The organism is Bacteroides sp. 3_1_13 (assembly GCF_001185845.1).
Lineage (GTDB): Bacteria > Bacteroidota > Bacteroidia > Bacteroidales > Bacteroidaceae > Bacteroides > Bacteroides xylanisolvens.
In genome coordinates this window covers 1,456,158-1,481,260 of record NZ_KQ236955.1, presented here as the reverse complement: position 1 = coordinate 1,481,260, position 25,103 = coordinate 1,456,158, and the positions used below count along the sequence as shown (strand labels likewise).

19 protein-coding genes are annotated in these 25,103 nt (G+C 42.2%); 18 read left to right on the top strand and 1 reads right to left on the bottom strand.

Translation table 11 applies throughout. The features are described 5' to 3' along the window. The first annotated feature begins 20 nt into the window (after positions 1–20). The 18 genes from HMPREF9009_RS05395 to HMPREF9009_RS05310 all read left to right on the top strand — a co-directional run bounded on the left by HMPREF9009_RS05395 (position 21) and on the right by HMPREF9009_RS05310 (position 23,835). Positions 21–2,147, top strand: coding sequence for a penicillin-binding protein (locus HMPREF9009_RS05395; protein ID WP_004315385.1), 2,127 nt, complete (start codon positions 21–23; stop codon positions 2,145–2,147). 29 nt (positions 2,148–2,176) lie between these two features. Continuing rightward, complete coding sequence (locus tag HMPREF9009_RS05390; protein ID WP_009039160.1) at positions 2,177–3,625, top strand: UDP-N-acetylmuramoyl-L-alanyl-D-glutamate--2,6-diaminopimelate ligase; 1,449 nt, start codon at positions 2,177–2,179, stop codon at positions 3,623–3,625. 89 nt (positions 3,626–3,714) lie between these two features. Continuing rightward, the gene (locus tag HMPREF9009_RS05385; RefSeq protein WP_049701648.1) at positions 3,715–4,983 is read left to right on the top strand and encodes a phospho-N-acetylmuramoyl-pentapeptide-transferase; all 1,269 of its coding nucleotides are present in this window, start codon (positions 3,715–3,717) and stop codon (positions 4,981–4,983) included. Positions 4,984–5,122: 139 nt separating this feature from the next. Then, the gene (gene murD, locus HMPREF9009_RS05380) at positions 5,123–6,457 is read left to right on the top strand and encodes a UDP-N-acetylmuramoyl-L-alanine--D-glutamate ligase (RefSeq protein WP_049701647.1); all 1,335 of its coding nucleotides are present in this window, start codon (positions 5,123–5,125) and stop codon (positions 6,455–6,457) included. A 32-nt stretch (positions 6,458–6,489) separates the two neighbouring features. Then, complete coding sequence (locus tag HMPREF9009_RS05375; RefSeq protein WP_008024120.1) at positions 6,490–7,812, top strand: FtsW/RodA/SpoVE family cell cycle protein; 1,323 nt, start codon at positions 6,490–6,492, stop codon at positions 7,810–7,812. A 59-nt stretch (positions 7,813–7,871) separates the two neighbouring features. After that, complete coding sequence (murG, locus tag HMPREF9009_RS05370) at positions 7,872–8,990, top strand: undecaprenyldiphospho-muramoylpentapeptide beta-N-acetylglucosaminyltransferase (protein WP_049701646.1); 1,119 nt, start codon at positions 7,872–7,874, stop codon at positions 8,988–8,990. A gap of 113 nt (positions 8,991–9,103) precedes the next feature. After that, on the top strand, positions 9,104–10,504 hold the full coding sequence (gene murC / locus HMPREF9009_RS05365; RefSeq protein WP_004315394.1) for a UDP-N-acetylmuramate--L-alanine ligase: 1,401 nt from the start codon (positions 9,104–9,106) through the stop codon (positions 10,502–10,504). 75 nt (positions 10,505–10,579) lie between these two features. Then, entirely contained in the window at positions 10,580–11,317 is a 738-nt protein-coding gene (locus tag HMPREF9009_RS05360; protein ID WP_049701645.1) for a cell division protein FtsQ/DivIB, read from the top strand. A 99-nt stretch (positions 11,318–11,416) separates the two neighbouring features. Next, positions 11,417–12,874 (top strand): cell division protein FtsA, encoded by a 1,458-nt coding sequence (gene ftsA / locus HMPREF9009_RS05355; RefSeq protein ID WP_049701644.1) that lies wholly within the window; start codon positions 11,417–11,419, stop codon positions 12,872–12,874. Between the two features lie 132 nt (positions 12,875–13,006). Further along, positions 13,007–14,317, top strand: coding sequence for a cell division protein FtsZ (gene ftsZ / locus HMPREF9009_RS05350; protein ID WP_004309506.1), 1,311 nt, complete (start codon positions 13,007–13,009; stop codon positions 14,315–14,317). Between the two features lie 86 nt (positions 14,318–14,403). Then, complete coding sequence (locus HMPREF9009_RS05345; protein WP_004315398.1) at positions 14,404–14,853, top strand: GatB/YqeY domain-containing protein; 450 nt, start codon at positions 14,404–14,406, stop codon at positions 14,851–14,853. Positions 14,854–15,607: 754 nt separating this feature from the next. Then, the gene (locus tag HMPREF9009_RS05340) at positions 15,608–17,305 is read left to right on the top strand and encodes a tetratricopeptide repeat protein (RefSeq protein ID WP_008024110.1); all 1,698 of its coding nucleotides are present in this window, start codon (positions 15,608–15,610) and stop codon (positions 17,303–17,305) included. 375 nt (positions 17,306–17,680) lie between these two features. Then, complete coding sequence (locus tag HMPREF9009_RS05335) at positions 17,681–18,268, top strand: hypothetical protein (protein ID WP_008024107.1); 588 nt, start codon at positions 17,681–17,683, stop codon at positions 18,266–18,268. Between the two features lie 28 nt (positions 18,269–18,296). Beyond that, complete coding sequence (locus HMPREF9009_RS05330) at positions 18,297–19,022, top strand: DUF5036 family protein (RefSeq protein WP_008024106.1); 726 nt, start codon at positions 18,297–18,299, stop codon at positions 19,020–19,022. Between the two features lie 80 nt (positions 19,023–19,102). Beyond that, positions 19,103–19,852: a hypothetical protein gene (locus HMPREF9009_RS05325; protein WP_049701643.1), complete on the top strand. Its 750-nt coding sequence runs from the start codon at positions 19,103–19,105 to the stop codon at positions 19,850–19,852. A gap of 23 nt (positions 19,853–19,875) precedes the next feature. Next, positions 19,876–20,592, top strand: a complete 717-nt coding sequence (locus tag HMPREF9009_RS05320; protein ID WP_049702258.1) for a hypothetical protein — start codon at positions 19,876–19,878, stop codon at positions 20,590–20,592. Between the two features lie 19 nt (positions 20,593–20,611). Continuing rightward, entirely contained in the window at positions 20,612–21,859 is a 1,248-nt protein-coding gene (locus HMPREF9009_RS05315) for a C10 family peptidase (RefSeq protein WP_049701642.1), read from the top strand. 236 nt (positions 21,860–22,095) lie between these two features. Further along, positions 22,096–23,835, top strand: coding sequence for an ATP-binding protein (locus tag HMPREF9009_RS05310; protein ID WP_049701641.1), 1,740 nt, complete (start codon positions 22,096–22,098; stop codon positions 23,833–23,835). A gap of 35 nt (positions 23,836–23,870) precedes the next feature. Here HMPREF9009_RS05310 and HMPREF9009_RS05305 read toward each other — a convergent pair whose 3' ends face one another. Then, positions 23,871–25,100 carry an acyloxyacyl hydrolase gene (locus tag HMPREF9009_RS05305; protein ID WP_049701640.1) on the bottom strand — a complete coding sequence of 410 codons (1,230 nt, stop codon included), beginning with the start codon at positions 25,098–25,100 and terminating at the stop codon, positions 23,871–23,873. Positions 25,101–25,103: the final 3 nt, after the last annotated feature.

The following is a 25,103-nucleotide window of genomic DNA, read 5'->3' as shown; positions in this document are numbered from 1 at the left end:
CAGTTAATAAAAAGAACATAATGACCCGTTACTTCTTCGTCATCCTGTTGATGGCGTTGATAGGAATAGCTATTGTTGTAAAAGCAGGCATCACCATGTTTGCCGAACGACAATACTGGCAGGATGTGGCTGATCGTTTCGTAAAAGAGAATGTGACGGTGAAACCTAATCGCGGAAACATTATTTCTTCTGACGGTAAACTGATGGCCAGTTCGCTACCCGAGTACAGAATCTATATGGACTTTATGTCCGGTGAGAAGGACGAAAAACGCAGACGGAAAGATCAGGCACGCCGGGACTCCATCCTCAATGCCAATATGGATTCCATCTGTATCGGACTTCACAAAATATTCCCGGACAGGAGTGCAGCCCAATTCAAAGCACACCTCAAGAAAGGACGCCAGGCAAAAAGCCGTAATTATCTGATTTATCCGAAACGTATTTCCTATATACAATATAAAGAGGTAAAGAGACTGCCCGTCTTCTGTTTGAACCGGTATAAAGGCGGATTTAAAGAATTAGCATACAATCAGCGCAAGAAACCTTTCGGTTCACTGGCTGCCCGTACGCTGGGAGATGTGTATGCAGATACAGCCAAAGGAGCCAGAAATGGTATCGAACTTGCTTTCGACACTATCCTGAAAGGACGGGACGGACTGACGCACCGCCAAAAAGTGATGAACAAATACCTGAACATTGTCGATGTGCCGCCGGTTGACGGTTGCGATTTGATTAGTACCATTGACGTAGGCATGCAGGATATTTGCGAGAAAGCATTGGTAGACAAGCTGAAAGAGCTGAATGCCAGCGTAGGCGTGGTGGTATTGATGGAAGTAGCTACCGGAGAAGTGAAAGCGATCGTCAACATGATGCAAGGTAAGGACGGCGAGTATTACGAAATGCGTAACAATGCCATCAGTGATATGCTTGAGCCGGGGTCCACTTTCAAGACGGCTTCTATTATGGTAGCTCTCGAAGACGGCAAGATTACTCCGGACTATGTGGTAGACACCGGCAACGGACAGATGCCGATGTACGGACGTGTCATGAAAGACCACAACTGGCACCGTGGAGGATATGGGAAGCTGACTGTTACAGAAATTCTGGGAGTTTCGTCCAACGTCGGTACCTCTTATATTATAGATCATTTCTATGGTAGCAATCCACAGAAATTCGTAGACGGGTTAAAACGGATGAGTATCGACCAACCGCTCCACCTACAGATTTCAGGAGAAGGGAAGCCGAATATCCGTGGTCCGAAAGAACGTTATTTTGCAAAGACCACTTTGCCGTGGATGAGTATCGGATATGAGACACAGGTTCCACCAATCAATATTCTGACGTTCTACAACGGAATAGCCAACAATGGAGTCAGTGTACGTCCGAAATTTGTCAAAGCTGCCGTGAAAGACGGGGAAGTCGTGAAAGAATATCCGACAGAGGTTATCAATCCTAAGATTTGTTCGGATAAGACTTTGGCACAAATTCGTGAAATACTGCGGAAAGTGGTTGGTGAGGGACTTGCCAAGCCTGCAGGGAGTAAGCAGTTCCACGTTTCAGGCAAAACGGGAACGGCGCAGATTTCACAGGGGGCAGCCGGATACAAAACGGGAAGAACGAATTACCTGGTTAGTTTCTGCGGATATTTTCCGTCAGAGGCACCTAAATATAGTATGATTGTCTCTATCCAGAAACCGGGCTTGCCGGCTTCGGGAGGTTTGATGGCAGGTAGTGTATTCAGCAAGATTGCAGAAAGAGTGTATGCCAAAGACCTGCGGTTGCCGCTTACCAATGCGATTGACACCAATTCCGTAGTCATTCCGAATGTAAAAGCCGGAGAGATGCGCGAAGCTCAACGGGTATTGGAGGAGCTGGAGATTAATATACAAGGTAAAGTTGCCGATTCAGGAAAAGAAGTGTGGGGGAATACGCACGTTGCTCCGCAAGCTGTGGTTCTTGAAAGCCGGAGCAATATGCAGAACTTTGTGCCGAGCGTGATAGGTATGGGAGCGAAAGACGCTGTCTACTTGTTGGAAAGCAAAGGATTGAAAGTCAATCTGGTCGGGGTAGGCAAAGTGAAAAGCCAGTCGATAGCCAATGGAACCATCGTAAAGAAGGGACAAACGGTGACGCTGACGCTAAAGTAAAAAATAAAGATTAAAAATTAAATAGAGTGATGTTATTAAAGGAGTTACTGAAAGCGATCCAACCGGTAGAGGTAGCCGGAGATTCAGACATAGAAATCACCGGAGTCAATATTGACTCCCGTCTAGTGGAAGCCGGCCAACTGTTCATGGCAATGCGCGGCACACAAGCCGACGGCCACGCCTACATACCTGCTGCCATAGCGAAAGGAGCGACTGCTATCCTCTGCGAGGATATGCCGGAAGAACCTGTTGCGGGGATCACTTATATACAAGTCAAAGACAGTGAAGATGCAGTAGGAAAGATTGCTACTACTTTCTACGGCGACCCCACTTCCAAGATGGAACTGGTTGGCGTTACCGGAACGAACGGAAAAACAACAATCGCCACCTTATTATATAATACATTCCGTTATTTCGGATATAAGGTAGGATTGATTTCTACCGTTTGTAATTATATCGACGATGAACCGATCCCGACAGAGCATACCACACCCGACCCCATCACGTTGAACCGTCTATTGGGACGAATGGCGGATGAAGGATGCAAATATGTTTTCATGGAAGTCAGTTCACACTCCATTGCACAGAAACGTATCAGTGGATTAAAGTATGCAGGAGGGATCTTTACCAATCTGACCCGCGACCATCTCGACTATCATAAAACAGTAGAGAATTATCTGAAAGCAAAGAAGAAGTTCTTTGACGATCTGCCGAAAAGCGCATTCAGCCTGACTAATCTGGACGATAAGAACGGACTGGTGATGACACAGAACACACGTTCTAAGGTCTATACTTATTCATTGAGAAGCCTTTGTGACTTTAAAGGGCGGGTATTGGAGTCTCATTTTGAAGGAATGTTGCTCGACTTCAACAACCACGAGTTGGCAGTTCAGTTTATCGGCAAGTTCAATGCTTCCAATTTGCTGGCAGTATTCGGGGCAGCCGTTCTGTTGGGCAAGAAAGAAGAAGAGGTGCTTGTGGCTCTTAGTACGCTTCATCCGGTAGCCGGACGTTTCGATGCGGTCCGTTCTCCACAGGGAGTTACAGCGATTGTAGATTATGCGCATACTCCGGATGCACTTATTAATGTATTGAATGCCATACATGGAGTACTTGAAGGAAAAGGAAAAGTGATTACAGTGGTGGGTGCCGGTGGCAACCGTGATAAGGGCAAACGTCCCATCATGGCAAAGGAAGCTGCTAAAGCCAGCGACCGCGTCATCATCACTTCAGACAATCCGCGCTTCGAAGAGCCGCAAGACATCATCAACGATATGCTTGCCGGACTGGATGCGGAGGATATGAAGAAAACGCTAAGCATTGCCGACCGCAAAGAAGCGATTCGCACGGCTTGCATGCTGGCAGAAAAAGGAGATGTAATCCTCGTTGCCGGAAAAGGACACGAGAATTACCAGGAGATAAAAGGAGTAAAACATCATTTTGACGATAAAGAAGTACTCAAAGAAATTTTTAAATAATGAATAGATTGTGCTAATATGCCGACCGGCTCCGGTATTCATCCGGCAGAAGCGACATAGCAACACATCAATAAATTGGCAAATTATTTATGTTATATTATCTATTTGAATGGCTACATAAGCTCAATTTTCCAGGAGCGGGAATGTTCGGATATACTTCATTCCGTGCTTTGATGGCGGTGATCCTCGCGTTACTTATTTCAAGTATCTGGGGAGACAAGTTCATCAACCTACTCAAAAGGAAACAAATCACAGAAACGCAGCGTGATGCTAAAACGGACCCGTTCGGCGTCAACAAAGTAGGCGTGCCGAGCATGGGAGGTGTTATCATCATCGTAGCCATCCTGATTCCTTGTCTGTTGCTGGGTAAACTGCATAATATATATATGATATTGATGCTGATAACCACCGTATGGTTGGGATCGCTCGGCTTCGCAGACGACTATATCAAGATCTTTAAAAAAGACAAAGAAGGTTTGCATGGCAAGTTCAAGATTATCGGTCAGGTCGGTTTAGGTTTAATTGTCGGAATGACTCTGTATCTAAGCCCGGACGTAGTGATCCGTGAGAATATCGAAGTTCATAATCCGGGACAGGAGATGGAAGTGATACACGGAACCAATGATTTGAAATCGACCCAGACAACGATTCCTTTTTTCAAGAGCAATAACCTTGATTATGCCGATTTGGTTTCTTTCATGGGCGAGCATGCGCAAACAGCCGGATGGATTTTGTTTGTCATCGTTACAATCATCGTGGTTACTGCCGTATCAAACGGTGCCAACCTGAATGACGGTATGGACGGAATGGCGGCCGGAAACTCGGCCATTATCGGCGCAACGCTGGGGATATTGGCGTATGTATCGTCACATATCGAGTTCGCAGGCTATCTGAATATTATGTATATTCCGGGGTCGGAAGAACTGGTAATCTATATCTGTGCTTTCATCGGTGCGCTTATCGGTTTCTTATGGTACAACGCTTATCCGGCACAAGTATTTATGGGAGACACAGGCAGCCTCACCATTGGCGGTATCATCGCAGTGTTCGCCATCATCATCCACAAAGAGTTACTGATACCGATTCTTTGCGGTGTATTCCTGGTAGAGAATCTGTCGGTAATCCTGCAACGGGCTTATTATAAGGCAGGAAAGCGGAAAGGTGTAAAGCAGCGTTTGTTCAAGCGCACACCGATTCACGATCATTTCCGTACTTCAATGAGTCTGATCGAGCCGGGATGTACGGTGAAATTCACCAAGCCCGACCAGCTGTTCCACGAATCAAAGATTACCGTCCGTTTCTGGATTGTAACGATTGTATTGGCGGCTATAACAATTATAACATTAAAAATAAGATAACCGGCAAGATGCCGGAGCCGGGTTTCCATTCGGAAGCCAAGTTTTTATAGAGAGTATCAACCCGATTATTAACTTTTAAAAGATGTGCGCAGCTAATAGATAAATCAATCGATTAGAAAACAAGGGCACATTATTGTAGATGAAAAGAATTGTAATTTTAGGAGCTGGCGAAAGCGGCGCAGGTGCAGCCGTACTCGCAAAAGTAAAAGGATTTGAGACGTTTGTTTCGGACATGTCCGCCATCAAGGACAAATATAAGGAACTTCTCGACAGCCATCATATTGCCTGGGAAGAAGGACACCATACCGAAGAGCTCATTCTGAATGCCGACGAGGTTATCAAAAGCCCCGGTATCCCGAATGATGCCCCAATCATCCTGAAACTGAAAGTTCAAGGCACACCGGTGATCTCCGAGATTGAGTTTGCCGGACGCTATACTGATGCCAAAATGATCTGTATTACAGGTTCTAACGGAAAGACTACAACAACTTCCCTGATCTACCACATTTTCAAAAGCGCAGGTCTGAACGTAGGTTTGGCAGGCAACATCGGCAAAAGTCTTGCTTTGCAGGTAGCCGAAGATTACCATGACTATTATATTATCGAACTTAGCTCTTTCCAGCTGGATAATATGTATAACTTCCGTGCGAACATCGCCGTATTGATGAACATCACTCCGGACCATCTTGATCGCTACGACCACTGTATGCAGAATTACATCGACGCAAAATTCCGCATTACCCAAAACCAAACCCCGGACGATGCTTTCATCTTCTGGAATGACGACCCGATCATCAGACAAGAACTGGCGAAACATGGTCTGAAAGCTCACCTGTATCCTTTTGCCGCTGTAAAAGAAGACGGAGCAATCGCATACGTAGAAGACCACGAAGTGAAAATCACCGAACCGATTGCCTTCAACATGGAACAGGAAGAACTGGCTCTGACAGGGCAACATAACTTATATAATTCTTTAGCCGCCGGTATCTCGGCAAACCTTGCCGGCATCGCCAAAGAAAACATCCGTAAAGCCCTCTCCGACTTCAAGGGAGTAGAGCATCGGTTGGAAAAGGTGGCACGTGTCCGCGGAATTGATTTTATCAACGACTCTAAAGCAACGAATGTCAACTCCTGCTGGTATGCCCTGCAAAGCATGACTACCAAAACGGTATTGATTCTCGGTGGTAAAGACAAAGGCAACGACTATACTGAAATTGAAGACCTGGTACGCGAAAAGTGTTCGGCACTGGTATACCTGGGACTTCATAACGAAAAACTTCACGAATTCTTCGACCGTTTCGGCCTGCCCGTAGCAGACGTACAAACCGGAATGAAGGACGCCGTAGAAGCAGCCTACAAACTGGCAAAGAAAGGTGAAACGGTATTATTGAGTCCTTGTTGCGCCTCTTTCGACCTCTTCAAGAGCTATGAAGACCGTGGCGACCAGTTTAAGGAATGTGTCCGCGCCCTTTAATTTCTAATTATTAATTTTTAATTGCTACAAGATTGGATTTATTAAAGAACATATTCAAAGGTGACAAGGTAATCTGGATTATCTTCCTCTGTCTCTGCCTCATCTCTATTATCGAGGTGTTCTCGGCAGCGTCGACACTGACTTACAAAAGTGGCGACCATTGGGGACCGATTACACAACACTCCATCATCCTGATGGTAGGTGCTGTGGTAGTAGTGTTTCTGCATAATGTTCCCTACAAATGGTTCCAGGTATTTCCGGTCTTTCTGTATCCGATTTCCCTGGTTCTATTGGCATTTGTCACGCTGATGGGTATCATCACAGGGGACCGTGTCAACGGGGCAGCCCGCTGGATGACCTTTATGGGATTACAGTTCCAGCCTTCGGAATTGGCAAAGATGGCGGTTATCATTGCCGTCTCATTCATCCTGTCCAAAAGGCAGGACGAATACGGAGCCAACCCGAACGCCTTCAAATATATCATGATCCTCACCGGACTGGTATTCCTGCTTATCGCACCGGAAAACCTTTCGACAGCAATGCTGCTTTTCGGAGTAGTATGCATGATGATGTTTATCGGCCGGGTGTCAGCAAAAAAGCTATTTGGAATGTTGGGAATATTGGCACTTGTGGGCGGTGTTGCCGTAGGTATACTGATGGCTATTCCCGCCAAAACGCTGCATAACACTCCGGGACTTCACCGTTTCGAAACGTGGCAGAATCGTGTTTCCGGCTTCTTTGAGAAGGAGGAAGTGCCGGCTGCCAAATTTGATATTGACAAAGATGCACAGGTGGCGCATGCACGCATCGCCATTGCTACCAGCCACGTAGTCGGCAAAGGTCCGGGAAACTCGATACAACGTGACTTCCTTAGTCAGGCATTCTCCGATTTTATCTTTGCGATTGTGATTGAAGAAATGGGATTAATCGGAGGAATATTTGTGGTGTTCCTCTATCTATGGCTGCTGATGCGAGCCGGACGAATCGCCCAGAAATGCGAGCGAACCTTCCCCGCCTTTCTCGTTATGGGCATTGCGTTGCTACTGGTATCGCAAGCAATATTGAATATGATGGTTGCCGTCGGATTATTCCCCGTCACCGGCCAGCCCCTGCCTTTAGTCAGCAAAGGAGGTACAAGTACGTTAATCAACTGCGCTTATATCGGTATGATATTAAGTGTAAGCCGATATACCGCCCATCTGGAAGAACAAAAAGCGCACGATGCACAGATCCAACTGCAATTAGAGGCAGATGCAGCTGCAAGTTCCGAGGCACAGACTGCCGCCGAACCGACAGCACAGATTCTGAACAGCGATGCCAAGTTTGAAGATGAGCATGATATTGATAAACGGTGAGTGGTGAACGGTGAGTGGTGAACGAAAAACGTTGAACAACGGATAGAAAAAGAATTAGGATGGAAAAAGAACTTAGAATTATTATCAGTGGTGGAGGAACAGGAGGGCATATCTTTCCTGCCGTCTCTATCGCAAACGCTATAATAGAGCTACGCCCCGACGCAGAAATTCTCTTTGTAGGTGCTGAAGGACGTATGGAAATGCAACGGGTTCCCGATGCAGGCTACCGTATTATCGGGCTTCCGATTGCCGGATTCGACCGCAAACGTTTATGGAAAAATGTATCTGTATTGATTAAACTGATGCGCAGCCAGTGGAAAGCACGCAAAGTTATCAAAGACTTCCGCCCACAAGTGGCGGTAGGCGTAGGCGGATATGCAAGCGGACCTACATTGAAGACTGCCGGAATGATGGGAGTACCGACATTAATCCAGGAACAAAACTCTTATGCCGGAGTGACCAATAAGCTCCTGGCACAGAAAGCAAAAGTGATTTGTGTAGCTTATGACGGAATGGAAAAGTTCTTCCCTGCCGACAAGATTATTATGACGGGGAATCCTGTCCGCCAAAACCTGACAAAGGATATGCCGTCTAAAGAAGAAGCATTGCGCTCCTTCAACTTACAGCCCGGCAAAAAAACGATTCTGATTGTAGGCGGCAGTCTGGGTGCACGTACCATCAACAATACGCTGACAGCCGGACTGGCAACCATCAAAGAAAACACGGACGTGCAATTCATCTGGCAAACGGGCAAATACTATTACCCGCAAGTGAAAGAAGCCGTGAAAGCTGCAGGCGCACTTCCGAACTTATATGTAACGGATTTCATCAAAGACATGGCAGCCGCATACGCAGCAGCCGATCTTGTGATTTCCCGTGCAGGGGCAGGTTCCATTTCAGAGTTCTGCCTGTTACATAAACCTGTTATCTTAGTGCCTTCTCCCAACGTAGCGGAAGACCATCAGACTAAGAATGCCTTAGCATTGGTGAATAAGCAGGCAGCTATCTACGTCAAAGACAGTGAAGCGGAAACAACCTTGATGGATGTAGCATTATCCACCGTCAATGACGAACAGAAACTGAAAGAACTGACAGAGAATATCGCCAAGCTGGCTTTGCCCGATTCTGCGAGCATCATCGCACAGGAGGTTATCAAACTGGCGGAAGCAAAGAGCTGATAAACAGAAGCAAAAAACAGATAAATAGATTATCGGATTGCACACAGGTTGAAGTAGCGGTATAGCTCCGGGATCAAACGACGTAATCCGTACTAAAATAAAAAACAGAAGAAATGAATATAGAAACGATAAAATCAGTCTATTTCGTAGGTGCCGGTGGCATCGGTATGAGTGCACTTGTACGCTACTTTCTCTTCAAAGGAAAGATAGTGGCCGGATACGACCGTACCCCTACTCCATTGACTGAAACCCTGATCGCTGAAGGTGCACAAATACATTATGAAGAAAACGTCGACCTGATTCCCGAAGCCTGCAAAGACAAGGAAAGCACGTTAGTCATATACACGCCCGCCGTTCCGCAGGAACATGAAGAAATCGTTTATTTCCGCAACAACGGATTCGAAATACAGAAACGCGCCCAAGTATTGGGAACAATTACCCATTCGAGCAAAGGTCTGTGCGTGGCAGGTACTCACGGAAAAACAACCACATCGACGATGACAGCCCATTTGCTCCATCAATCGCACGTGGAATGTACCGCTTTTCTCGGAGGAATCTCGAAGAACTACGGCACCAACCTGCTACTCTCTCAAACAAGCCCTTACACGGTGATTGAAGCAGATGAGTTCGACCGTTCTTTCCACTGGCTGTCGCCCTATATGACCGTAATTACATCTACCGACCCCGATCATTTGGACATCTACGGCACAGAACAAGCCTACCTGGAAAGTTTCGAGCATTATACCACGCTTATCCAACCGGGTGGCGCACTGATTATCCGCAAAGGCATCTCCCTGCAACCGAAAGTGCAGCCGGGTGTTCGTGTCTATACTTACTCACGTGACGAAGGCGACTTCCATGCAGAAAACATCCGCATCGGAAACGGAGAAATATTCATCGACTTTGTTGCCCCGGACACCCGTATCAACGATATTCAACTGGGAATTCCAGTTAGCATCAACATAGAAAACGGCGTAGCCGCCATGGCATTGGCACACCTTAACGGGGTGACCGATGAAGAAATAAAAAGAGGCATGGCAAGTTTCCGCGGAGTAGACCGCCGGTTCGACTTCAAGATCAAGAACGACCGTATCGTCTTTTTGAGTGACTACGCCCACCACCCCTCTGAAATCAAACAGAGCGTGTTGTCTATGCGCGAACTTTACAAAGACAAGAAGATCACAGCCATCTTCCAGCCACATCTCTATACCCGCACCCGCGACTTCTATCAAGATTTTGCCGATAGCCTGTCGCTACTCGACGAAGTGATTCTGGTAGACATCTATCCGGCACGTGAAGCACCGATTCCGGGCGTCACCAGCAAACTGATTTATGACAATCTCCGTCCGGGCATTGAAAAAAGTATGTGCAAAAAGGAAGATATACTGAACATTCTGAAAGATAAAAACATTGAAGTATTAATCACTTTAGGGGCTGGAGACATTGACAACTATGTCCCTGAAATAAAGGAACTATTAGAAACAAAAAAATTAAGAATGAATAATGAAGAATGAAGAATCTCTATCCAGCGTATTGATGCGCAGCAATTCTTCATTCTTCATTCTTAATTCTTCATTAATAAAAAAACTATGGTAAAGAGAATCCTTCTATCCATCGTCATGCTGGTGCTTATAGCCTACCTCGCCGTAGCTATCACCGCATTCAACCGCAAGCCTGCCGACCAGACCTGCCGTGACATGGAATTGGTTATCAAGGATACCGCATACGCCGGCTTCATCACCAAAGAAGAGCTGAAAGGTATCCTTCAGCACAAAGGGATCTACCCCATCGGGAAGAAGATGGAGCGCATCTCTACCAAGTCACTGGAACGGGAACTAAGCAAACATCCGTTAATTGACGAAGCCGAGTGTTACAAAACACCCAGCGGCAAAGTATGCGTGGAAGTGACACAACGTATCCCTATTCTTCGGGTGATGAGCTTCAACGGTCAGAATTACTACCTTGACAACAAAGGAACCGTCATGCCACCGGATGCAAAATGCGTCGCTCACCGGGTAATTGTCACCGGAAACGTAGAAAAGTCGTTTGCAATGAAGGATTTATATAAGTTTGGTGTATTTTTGCATAATAATAAATTCTGGGACGCCCAGATAGAACAGATTCATGTGTTGCCCGACCAGAACATCGAATTGGTGCCGCGTGTGGGAGACCATCTCGTCTATCTCGGAAAACTGGAAAACTTTGAAGATAAACTGGCACGTTTGAAGGAGTTCTACAAGAAAGGACTCAACCGGGTAGGCTGGAACAAATATTCGCGTATCAATCTCGAATTCAACAACCAGATTATCTGCACCAAACGAGAATAGATAATAAATGATAGTTGATAATTGATAGTTGACAGATGAGGAGTGAACAATCTTTTTTCAATCGTAAATTGTAAATCGTAAAATCGTAAATAAATATATATGGCAACAACAGAATTTATCGCCGCTATTGAACTTGGTTCATCGAAGATAACCGGTGTGGCCGGAAGAAAGAACAGTGACGGAAGTATGCAGGTATTAGCGTATGCCCAGGAAGACTCTTCTACGTTTATTCGTAAAGGAGTTATTTTCAATCTGGACAAAACAGCGCAAAGCCTGACCTCGATCATCAACAGACTGGAAGGTGAGTTGAAAAACTCAATTGCCAAGGTATATGTAGGCATCGGCGGACAATCACTCCGCACAGTCCGCAATGTAGTAAGCCGCGACCTGGAAGAAGAAGCCATCATATCCGAAGAACTTGTAAGCGCTATCGGTGATGAGAACATTGCCATCCCGGTGGTTGATATGGATATACTGGACGTAGCTCCGCAAGAATACAAGGTGGGCAATAATCTGCAAGCCAACCCGGTAGGTCTGGTAGGAAGCCACATCGAAGGACGTTTCCTCAACATCGTTGCCCGTGCTTCCGTACGCAAGAATCTGGAGCATTGCTTCCAACAGGCAAAAATCGACATTGCCGACCAACTGATCGCCCCGCTAGTAACAGCCAATGCCGTACTGACAGAAAGCGAACGCCGTTCGGGTTGTGCACTGATCGACTTCGGAGCAGATACGACTACCATCTCTGTATATAAGAATAACATTCTCCGCTTCCTCACCGTATTACCTTTGGGAGGCAACAGCATCACGCGTGACATCACCACCCTGCAAATGGAGGAGGAAGAAGCCGAACGCCTGAAAAAAGCCTATGGTGACGCGCTCTACGAAGAAGACCCCGAACAAGAGGAAGAAGCTACCTGCAAACTGGAGGATGACAACCGTATCATCAAAGTGGCAGACCTTAATAATATCATCGAAGCCCGTGCCGAAGAAATCGTTGCCAACGTATGGAACCAGATTCAGCTATCCGGCTACGAAGACAAACTGCTGGCAGGACTTATCCTAACAGGAGGAGGCGCCAACCTGAAGAACTTGGACGAAACCTTGCGCAAACGCAGCAAGATAGAAAAGATACGGATGGCGAAACTTCCACGCAATACGGTCCATGCCCCCAACAATATACTAAAAAAAGACGGTTCACAGAACACATTGTTCGGTCTCCTGTTTGAAGGGAACCAAAACTGTTGCCTGACTGAAACCGCCCCGCAAGCTGCTGCTCCTGTACCGCCAGTCTCCAAACCGGAGCCGGAAGTGCATAGGACCGCAGACATATTTGAAGACGACCAGGAGCTGAAGGAACAGGCCCGCCTCGCCCGCCTCAAGAAAGAGGAAGAAGAGCGTGAAGCCAAGTTAGCTGCTAAAGAAGCGGAAAAACTTCGCAAGCAAAAGGAAAAGGAAGAGAAGGAAAGACGGAAAAGAGAAGCCGGTCCGAGCTGGATTCAGCGCAAGATCGACTCGTTGACGAAAGAAATCTTCTCCGACGACGATATGAAGTGATTTATGATTTATGAATTATGATTTATGAGTTGGCTGCGCGCTATATCATAAATCATAAATCATAACTTATAAATCAAGATTCAAAAATCAGAGTTCAGAAACCAGAAATCATAAATCAGAAATCATATTATTATGGACGAGATAGTACAATTCGATTTCCCGACAGATTCACCGAAGATCATCAAAGTGATTGGTGTAGGTGGTGGTGGTGGTAATGCTGTAAACCACATGTACCGGGAAGGCATCCATGATGTAACGTTCGTTCTTTGCAACACGGACAACCAGGCATTGGCCGAATCACCTGTCCCGGTGAAACTGCAACTGGGCCGTAGCATCACGCAAGGGCTTGGAGCCGGCAACCGTCCCGAACGGGCACGCGACGCCGCTGAAGAAAGTATAGAAGATATCAAGGCACAACTGAACGACGGCACCAAGATGGTATTCATCACCGCCGGAATGGGAGGAGGAACCGGAACAGGAGCTGCCCCGGTCATCGCCCGCATTGCGAAGGAAATGGATATTCTGACTGTCGGTATCGTCACCATCCCCTTTATCTTCGAAGGAGAAAAGAAAATCATCCAGGCACTGGACGGCGTCGAACGTATCGCCCAGCATGTTGATGCCCTATTGGTTATCAACAACGAACGCCTGCGCGAAATATACGCCGACCTTACCTTTATGAATGCCTTCGGCAAAGCCGATGACACTCTTTCCATCGCTGCCAAGAGTATTGCCGAGATTATCACCATGCGTGGTACGGTCAACCTCGACTTTGCCGATGTGAAAACCATCCTGAAAGATGGCGGAGTAGCGATCATGAGTACCGGATTCGGCGAAGGAGAAAATCGTGTGACGAAAGCAATCGACGATGCCCTGCATTCTCCGTTGCTCAACAACAACGATATTTTCAATGCCAAAAAGGTTATGTTGAACGTTTCTTTCTGCCCGTCATCCGAGCTAATGATGGAGGAGATGAACGAGATACACGAGTTCATGAGCAAGTTCCGCGAAGGAGTGGAAGTGATCTGGGGTGTTGCCATCGACAACTCACTGGATACCAAAGTAAAGATCACCGTATTGGCAACCGGATTCGGTGTAGAAGACGTCCCCGGAATGGACAGCCTGCATGCTGCACGCAGCCAGGAAGAGGAAGAACGCCAACTGCAACTGGAAGAAGAGAAAGAGAAGAACAAAGAACGTATCCGCAAGGCATACGGAGAAAGTGCCAGCAATATCGGAAGCAAGAGCCTCCGCAAACGCCGTCACATCTATCTTTTCAACACGGAAGATTTGGACAACGACGATATCATCGCCATGGTAGAAGATTCTCCCACGTACATGCGTGATAAGACGACTCTTACTAAAATCCGGACAAAAGCTGCATTGGAAGAAGAAGTGGCAACAGAAGAAGCTACGGATGATAACGGCGTAATTACATTCTAAAGAAAGAGCTTAAGAACGAAAATTATAGTCCCACAGCATCAAGCTTCAGATCTAATTTTCAATCTTTAATTTTTAATTATAATAGTATGGATTTATTCGAACAAGTCAGCGAAGACATTAAAAACGCAATGAAGGCGAAAGATAAAGTAGCCCTCGAAACTTTGAGAAATATAAAGAAGTTCTTCCTCGAAGCTAAGACAGCTCCGGGAGCTAACGATATATTGACAGATGACGCAGCTCTGAAGATTATCCAGAAACTTGTAAAACAAGGAAAAGATTCTGCTGAAATCTATATCGGACAGGGTCGTCAGGACTTGGCTGACGTAGAATTGGGTCAGGTAGCCGTTATGGAAAAATACCTGCCGAAACAGATGAGTGCCGAAGAACTGGAAGCTGCTTTGAAGGAAATTATCGCAGAGACAGGTGCTACGAGCGGTAAAGACATGGGTAAGGTCATGGGAGTTGCCTCCAAGAAGCTGGCAGGGCTTGCAGAAGGACGTGCCATTTCCGCAAAAGTAAAAGAGCTTTTGGGATAACTTCCGGAACTTCCACAGAACCTTTTAGTGTTCGATTTTATCTTGCATCTTACACTAACCAGAGTTTATCTATTTGATTAATAGCAGTATAAACCTATGCAAGATACCGTTGCAGATGCGTGCAAGATGTTTTATCTTACACACATCTGCAACTTTTCTTTAAACATGACATTCACCTCCTTCACCACTCTGAAACATCGATGAATAAAGGGATTTCGGGTGAAGGGCTGGCTTTCACATAGGTTTCACCCGATTCACTATATCTTTCTGCCGAATTTTGATTAATAGACTGATTCCAATCTATTAGATATAAACTTATTCTCTATTGATGCCAAACTTCCTTTTCACTAATAGAAAAGATTACTAACATTAAAGGCAATCTCTAAATGAAGCTTTTGTTTTTATAAACAAAGCTTTCATTTATAAAATCAAAAGCTTCATTTATATAATTGCAACTTGCAATTATAGATTGCGATTAATGAAAAACAAGTTTAGAATTATAGTAAAGTAATTTAGGTATTAATAGAAAGGAACTTTTCTCACTATAAATAAGAAAGAGTCTATTAATAGCTGGGAAATAATCAAATTAGATCACATGAACTTAATAAAGTAAAAGCAGATTTGAAATTAATTTAATGTATGATATAGACAGTACTAATTATTATTTCCCCGAACTAAAATAATCTCCCTATAAAAGAGCATAATATAGAAAATAAAGATTACTTTTACAACGAAACTAAACCACGACAGACAAATGAGAAAGAGTATTGCTATAATTATAACATCTATATTAGTGCTATCAGGATGCAACAAACAACAATCCGTATCTGACAGACTGCTAAATGAAGTAGAAAAAGCCATTGCCATAAATCCTGACAGCGCATCCAACCTACTAAACAGCATATCATCTCCTGAAAAACTAGACGACAAAACTTTTGCACGCTGGTGTATGTTATCAGGAAAGATTACAGACGAAATTTTTAATAGCATCCTACCAACTTACCAATTAGAAAGAGCCTATGAATGGTATTCCTCACATGGTAGCCCTGACGAACAAGTGCAAATTTTGATTTATTTAGGTCGTTCCTATTTTGCTGATGGAGATTATGATAAAGCAATGTCTATTTATACTAATGCACTGGACATTGCAGAAAAAAACAAGCTCAATAACCTCATTGGATATACCTATGACTATATAGGCGATCTATATCGAGAAAAAATCATGCGAACAGAGGCTATCAAAAGATATGAGATTGCTGCCGAATACTTCAAAAAAGAAAAGAATACAGATAGTTATGCTTGTGCATTAAGAGATATTGGACGTGAATATGCAGAAATGGATTCATTATCACATGCTCTACATATTCTAATTATAGCTGATTCTGTAGCAAATAAAACTAAAAATATCGAAGTTACTGCATCAATCAACAATGCTTTAGGAAACATCTATGCAATGCAAAATAAATATGATAAAGCCGAAAAATATCTCCTCAAAGCATTATTGACGGGAAGAGAGAAAATGCCCGACTATGTAGCATTGATTGACTTATATACGACATCAGGTTCCATTAATAAAGCTAAAGAATTATTATCCAAGATCCCACAGGATAACCCCCAATATACATGTAGCATTAAATATCTATATTATCAAATTTATAATGCAGAAGAAAACTATAAAGAAGCTCTTGTCAATCTGGAAGAATATGTTAATATGGTAGATTCTATTGTATATGCAGATAGCCAATCCAAAATACTAGATATAGAATCCAAATATAATCACCTAAAAATCAGCAAAGAAGTCGATAGATTAAAAATTAAGCAACAAAGCTACATTATAATTTCAATTATCTGCATTATAACGTTACTGTTTATAATGGTAGGATACCTATTATATCGCAAAAAAGCAAAAGAAAAAATTCAAAGACAACGGGATGAATTAAACCAGATAAAAGAAAATTTGCTCTATGTGTCATTAGAATTGGAAAAGAAAAAAAGATTGTCAGACACACTCAAAGAGAAAAATGAGAACTATAATAAAATGCAGGAAGAAATAAATCTTCTAAGTGCCAATTACAAGGAATTACAAAATAAATCTCTAGAGAACTCACCACTATTCAAGGAGCTAACATACCTGGCAAATAAAAATAAACCAAGAAATGATAAGCCATTAATAACAGAAAAACAATGGAAACTTATCACAGATGAAATAACACAGATCTATCCAAGTCTTTATAAATACATATATAGTCTATGTCCGGATTTATCAGAACAAGACTTTCAATATTGCTGTCTTTACATGTATGGGTTCGACACTAACACTGAAGCAAAATTATTAAATATAACAGTTGATTCAGTAAGAAAAAGACGTCTTAGACTTAGAAGAAAACTAGATATCACATTACCAGATAATAATGCTACATTATATGAATACTTAATCGAAAATATACACTAATAATCATGTTTTCAGTAGAAACAATCTGTAGCATAAGATAATGTCCACGTAAAAAGCCATAAACAACTGATTATCAAAGTCTGTTTGTCCACGTTCAAAAACATACTTTACTTGCTTCCCCCCTCATTTCTCCGTAAATTTGCAAAAACAATTAAAGATATGAGAAAACTAAGTATTGCACTATTATTAATTAGTATTTCATTCATGACAATGAAAGCTAACAATCTATCAGAGTATAGATCTAAAGGAAGTATAACTTTTACATCTATATTTGTTAAGGTTGATAATATAGCATCAAAATTAAATGCCTATTTTAAATAATATTCACAAATAGGTTGGATAAGTAACTTATCTAATTCATTTCATATTTAATTTATGCTCAAATTAATATCTATTTTGATAACCAATGGAATCGTTTTATTCATGTTAATCAGTTGTCATAATAAAACAAGTAATTCAAGAAATACTGTGAACTTTGATTATGAGAATAGTATCGACTCTCTTAATTCATATAAAATGGATATATCACATTTCATTAATTCCATCGAGCCAGGAGAAACGATTGTAGAAGAAAAACAAATGCAAGGGAAAGAATTTATTACAAGAGAAAATGAGAATATAAAAGTGCGCTTTTTATTAAAAGCCCCCTGCTCAAAAGACGGATTCTTGAAAACAGAAATTACTAATAATACAAACGATACAATTATCTATATTAGCAATACTTTCTTGCACTATAGAGAAAGTAATAATTCATGGATTCCTTTAGTTTATCCGGATAATTATGTAAAAAATGATCTTGGATATTTAATACCTTCTCATGAAAGCGCCAAAATAAGGTTCTTTTTACCTTCTCAAGAAGAATATCCTAAAGGGAAATACAAGCTTCAACTATTATTCCGCAATACTTCAAAGAGTATTGACTATTATATCGATAAAATATTTCTAAGCAACAAGTCAAACTAAGTTCCTGATAAATTAAGAAATTAAAAAAATGAATACAAAGAAAATAGTTGGGATTTTCTTATTATCCCTTTGTACTATGTGTTTCGTTAATTGTAGTGATGATGACACACCAGATGATCCGGCAGACACCATCACACTCAATATGCTTAATGAGCATAATGGAAAAACCTATTTAGGTGAATCAAATGTTTACATCAATGAAGCCAATAATTTTATCACATCTAAAAATTTCATTTCTGACGTAGGAAATGGCGCAGGAGTTGGAGCAAATATTCTGCCCTCGTTAACCAACCTCACACACGAAGTGGCGGTTACACCCGGGCATATTTATCAGATTTTTAATAAAAATACACTGATAGATTTTCCGTCAGGCAATTACGCTATTCAAGTAGAAACAAGTTATTATCAAGCCTATGTTGTATCTAAAATAGTAAATAGTGACATGAATATCGGTGCAATTGTAAAATATATATCTGTTTTCCCTAACAATAATGGACTGCCTGCATATAGGTATAATATTGGAAGCCTTTACCGCATAGGTGAAACGGTTGAATTAGCATTACCCCAAGATATTGAGTTTTTCTTGAAAGAACATAGCGCAGGTATAAAAGGATTAAATGTAACATATGCCAATAACAAATTAAGAATAACCCTAACTAAAGCACCTGACATTGTCAACGGACCTTATGGAACATTTGACCTTTATATCCGTTCAAACAATGTCTTTACGATCGTAGAAGTCCACGTGGAATAAGCAATAAAGACTTTATTAGCCAGTAAAACAAAGGGATTATCACCCATATTAGCATATATTTGCAACAAACATTTAAAAGTATGAGAATTGATAGATTTTTACTATTCGTATTATTACTGGCATCTTCGTATGGTTGCTCTGAAGAACAACCATACGAAGTTGAAAAGGAATCAGTTTCTATATGGGAAGGAGACACAAGGCATGTCATCATAGAAACAGACTTAACAGAGCACAACTATAAGTTAGAATCAGAAGATCAAGAAATTGCAACTGCAACTCTTGACGAAATGGGCGTATGCATCGCTACATACAAAAGTGGGAGCACCATGATACGACTTATTGATACTGACAATAATAAGATAGTATGTGAGATCTACGTATATGTAATATACTTCAACAGCTCGGAAATTATCAATTGGGGAATTCCGTTCGAAGGTCATCCTGGTTCTCCGGGAATAATAATAAAAGCAATAGATCTAAGAATCCCTCCAGAGATAGAAATTGAGTTACGAGAAAAAGAAAAGCCATTCATCGGTGCCACTTATACATTCAATCAAGAAACCAAAAAGTTCACAATGAAAACTGATTCGGGAATATTCAAAGAAGGTACATACGAATGGAACATTACCTCTTTAACCCTAATGTATGATAATAAAACAGAGAAATTCGGTTTTAAATTTGCCACAGGAATGTCATACGGATATATCCTACAGAGTGATAAAACAGTAGAATATCAGCAACGGTATCCTGATGCCGGTATCACAGAAGTAAAAGTTAATTATATTTGGAAGGATAATGGAATAATTCAATTAGGAGGGCTTACATTTTGATTGATACAAAAGTAGATAGACAAGTGAAACTGTTATTTCTGATATTCTGTATATTTACAATTAGCTGCTCAAACGAAGACAAACTAAATTGTGAATCCATTGAATTAAGTAGCAACTCCATACATATTTTAGCAGGAGAAAAAAGAATTGTATATATATTGTCTGATTTAGAAAAATTCCAAATAGGGCTTGGATTACAGTCTGAGAATCCTCGAATAGCAACAGTTGAACCGCAAAATGACAATAAGGCAATCCTAATCACAGGAAACAGTGTAGGAAACACTTCCATATATCTGCGTGACTTAAGAAATCCTGATAATTTTGCAGAGATTGAAGTTATTTCCGACTACCTTTCCGGAAAGTTCATAGAAAAAGGAGATTCCTCCAGCACTTGGATAAATGGTGGTGACCTGCACATTCGAGAAATAATAGAGAGCGAATTAAAAGAAATTGCCAAGAACCGAACGGGAATACTATACTCTTTTGATAAAGATACTAAAGCTGTGGAAATTGATTATTCTTCATCCGACTATGACAATAATAAAAAGGTCGGAACCTACGAATGGGATAAAGACAGCCTTACCTTAAACTTTAACAACATATCTAAACACGGATTCGCCGTAGTAAACGACCATACAATTATCATTGTATTAGACTTTACTGAAAAGTATAAATCAAAATATCCGAATGCATCTGTAAGAGGTGCAAAAATCCAATGTTTTCTATCAGCAATTGAATAATTAAGTAAACAAAAACATTATGAGAAAAAACATATTTATATGTATCATTTTTGCTGTATCAATTTCAGCATGTACAGAGGAACTAGACAAAGAGATTAATATAGAAACTAATAGTAGTCTTTATGATTTGTCAGAAAGTGAGGCACTTACAATTGCCAAAACGTTTCACGAATCTGTAACATCCGAACCACGAACTAGAGATAATAATACTGCATTTGGTATAAAAAGTACATATAGGCTACACGCTTCTGAAAAAACAAGAGCTTTATCAAGTGAAAAACTCCCCTTAATTTATGAAATAGAAATAAATAACGGTCCGAAGAATGGGAGAATTATTGTTTCCGGAGATAAAAGATTCCAAAAAGTACTCGCATATATACCTTCATTCAATGATTCGGTTTATCAAGTCTCTTTAGGGCCCAACATAATGATGCAAATGGCCAAAAATATTTTAATGGAAAAAATTCAAAACTACAAAGATACATCATCAACACGTTCTCGTCCAGTAGAGTCTATACCTGGGGAAGTAAGCGTAATGATTGTACCATTTTGCAGAACAAACTGGCATCAATTTACTCCATATAACCAACTATTGCCTCAAGCTTTCGTAGAACGTTATGAACGCATATCTCCTAACAGACCTGGAGGAGCTCTATATGGCAACTATCCTACAGGACAAGCTTCTATTGCTATTGCCCAAGCTATGGCATATTTAAGACCTTATTTAAACATTGACGGAATAAATATAAATTGGGAAATATTAACCATGGAAAAAGAAGCGACACAATCCAATGAAAAAATGATCGCAACTTTACTAAAATATGTCTACAATACAATTGGTGCATATCCTGTATGGGGAGAATGTTATAATTATGATAAATGGACTGCTACTGGACCTTCCACCGAGATTGTAAATTCTGTTATTGCAGTGAAAACCCCAATAAGAAATATTTCAAGACAAATAAATACTTCTCAATGCGGACTGACTTGCGATAATGATCAAAGCTGGAATTTAGAAGTTGTAAAAAAATCCCTACTTTCTCTTTATCCTGTTTTCGTAGGTGACCTAGACAAAGTCGCTTTTTTAGTTGATGGATATGCCATTAATGAAGAAAACTCCGTTTACCTCCATTGTAACTTTGGTATGAATGAGAGTTTTAATGGCTATTACATGGTTAATGATAACGGAAGCATAGTATTTGAGCCCGGTGGTTATTTTTATAGAGACATAAATCTTGGTATAATCGCTAATATAAGAAACCGATAAACTCAAAACAACGTTATTTACACATTAGTTGTCCACCTCTTTTATCACTTTTTATATTTGCAAGACATATATACTCAATCCTGCGATGAAAGAGATGAACAGTCAATAGAAACTAAGAAGGGGAAATAGTTTTCCCCTTCGGCAAATTTACAACCAACGCTGGAATAAGTCTCTATTTGATTGTCGGATAGAAGAAAATAAGCTAACTTTGTTCTCTATAATTAAAAAGGGCAATTATGGAGGCAGCAATCAAGAAAATACCATACGGGATGACGGACTTCGAGTCTATCATCCGTGATGGTTATTATTATGTAGATAAAACCCAATATATAGAGAAAGTAGAAAATATAAGCCGTTTCTTTTTCTTTGTCCGTCCCCGTCGTTTCGGGAAGAGTCTTTTCCTGAACATGCTGGGTCTTTACTACGACATCAACAAGAAAGACAAGTTCGAGGAAAGCTTCGGAGAATTATATATAGGCAAACATCCCACGCCCAACCGTAACAAATATCTGGTGTTGACGCTCAACTTCAGCAGTGTAGCCAGCGATATGGAGACTTTGAAACAGACTTTCAATACCTATTGTAAACTGGTGATGAGTGCTTTTGCCAAAGATTATAGTGACCTATTAGGGAAAAATATCGCAGAAGAACTGGAAAAATATGATACCGCAGCCGAGATATTGGGATTCTTATGCTTGTCCGCCAAAAGCAAAGGATTGAAAATATATCTTATCCTTGACGAATATGACAACTTCGCCAATAACATTCTGGTAGATTACGGCAATGAACGTTATCACAGCATCACCCACGGCAACGGATTCTTCCGCGGATTCCTCAAGGTAGTGAAGGATTATTCAAACTCTGTCATCGAGCGAATCTTCCTCACGGGAGTCAGTCCTGTGACAATGGACGACCTGACAAGCGGATTCAACATTGCGGATAATTATAGCAGCAACTCCATATTTAATAATATGATAGGTTTCAACGAATACGAAGTGCGCGATTTGATAGATTATTACAAAGAACGCCGGGACCTACCGCACTCTACAGACGAACTGATAGAAATCATGAAACCGTGGTATGATAATTATTGCTTTTCCACCGAAGCACTGGACGAACCGTCCATGTACAATTCGGACATGGTGCTCTACTTCATGAACCGCTATCTGCTAAACATGCGCATACCCAACACAATGCTCGATGCCAACATCCGTACCGACTATAACAAACTGCGCCACCTTATCCGCGTAGACAAGACTTTTGGAGAAAATGCAAGTGTCGTACAGGAAATAGTAGAGAAGGGCGCCACTAGCGGAATCATTGCCGACAGTTTCCCGGCCGAGAATATTATAAAAACCGAATACTTCAAGAGTCTCCTCTATTATTATGGTATGCTTACCATCAACGGCACTAGAGGCCCGATGAATATACTCTCCATCCCCAACCAAACGGTGCGCGAGCAACTCTATGGATACATGATAGACATCTACAAAGATAGCTCCGGTCTCAATTTGGAAGTGGAAAAGCTAAACATACTGATGTATGAAATGGCATACGAAGGTGATTGGAATCCTTACTTCGAATATATCGTCGAACGCCTGAACAACCAAAGCAGCATCCGTGAATTTATAGAGGGGGAAGCACACGTGAAAGCTTTCATTCTCGCTTATCTGGGACTAAATAGTTACTATATCGCACGCCCCGAATACGAAAGCAACAAAGGATATGCCGACATCTTCCTCCACCCCCGCCTGATGCAGCTTCCCGACATGGCATACAGCTACTGCATTGAAGTGAAATACGCCAAACGGGACGCTTCGGATGCTGAAATCAAAAAGCTACTGTCTGATGCAAAAACGCAACTGAAACAGTATGCGGCAAGCGAATGGATCAGGCATGACAAGGGAACGACAGAATTGAAATGCATCGCATTGGTATTTCAGGGTTGGAAACTGGTGAAAGTGGAAGAGGCATAAACAGCTAAGCCCTCCCTATACCTTATCATACTCTTTCATCGTTTATCATGGAATCTATATCCAAGCCCCAGCATCAGATTGTTGGGGTCTTTAAATTTGCTCAACTGATACCCCACGTGTAGAAACAAATGACGGGTGACATAAGTCTTGAGAGCCAGAACTTGGTAGAACCCTTTTGTATCATCACCGCTGTATATCAGGTTCCGACCGACGCCGACATTGATAGAGAAAACAGGCATCACCAGCTCTGCCCGAAGAGATAAACCTACGGAAAACTGCTCGCGGAAAGGAGGACGATGAAACTTCAAATCGCCCGAGTAATACTCGCCCACTCTATACTCTTTAAGATTGGCACTCTCATCATATTGCGCATCCGCAGAAAGCCCTGCCCGAAAATAGTTGTTGAAATTATACATCGGGGCGAAATTGATGCCCGCCACACCGAACGAACCGGGAATCATACTCGACACATCGTCTCCGATCAGTCCTCTTTTGCGGGTGGCTCCGTAGACCACTAGGTCATAGCTGACGTGAGGTTTTATAAAGAGCCGTCCGGGAGTGATGGAACCGGCCGCCTCATCCGTTTCGCCCAAAGTACGTACGATGCCGATTCTTCCTCCGATAACATTAAGACCGCCATTGGGATAATGCGTGTTTCCATTGGAAAAATGGGTGAGATCTACACCTGCCGCCAGTTTCCAGTACTTGTGAACTTGCCAGTTCAGCAAAAAGCCGAGATTGATGTACGCATTGATCTTGGAGCCAATCAGCACGTTTTGCGGATTGGATAGTTCATCATATTTCTTCCAGCCAAAAGAAGCCCCGAAGTTCCATTCGTAATCGAACGACAGACGGGGGGACAGTTGCGCGATACGTGACCCTTGAAAAACGTATACCGACACGGGATTTCCCAATTCAGCGGGATTAAAGAAAGTATGGTAGGAAATGCCAATACCCTGATAGGTATGGGGAAAGAGCCTGCCGAGGTTGGATTCCTTGCTGAATCTGAAAGCGTACTTGAAATGGAAGGAAAGCGATTGGTCGATTTTCTTTTGCTGCGCATTGTCTCCTTGCAGAAAACTATGGGTGGAAACGATATATCCCGGACGGAGGTCGAAGCCAAGCTGATGGCGGATCAGGGGATGGCTGACGCTGTCGTTCCGTTGCCCGATGATTGTCTGGGCTTCCAGATTTGCGTTGATTGCCGGATGCACCAGAAGGCAAAGGAGGCACAGCAACCGTATGGCGTTCCTATTTCTAATCATTGA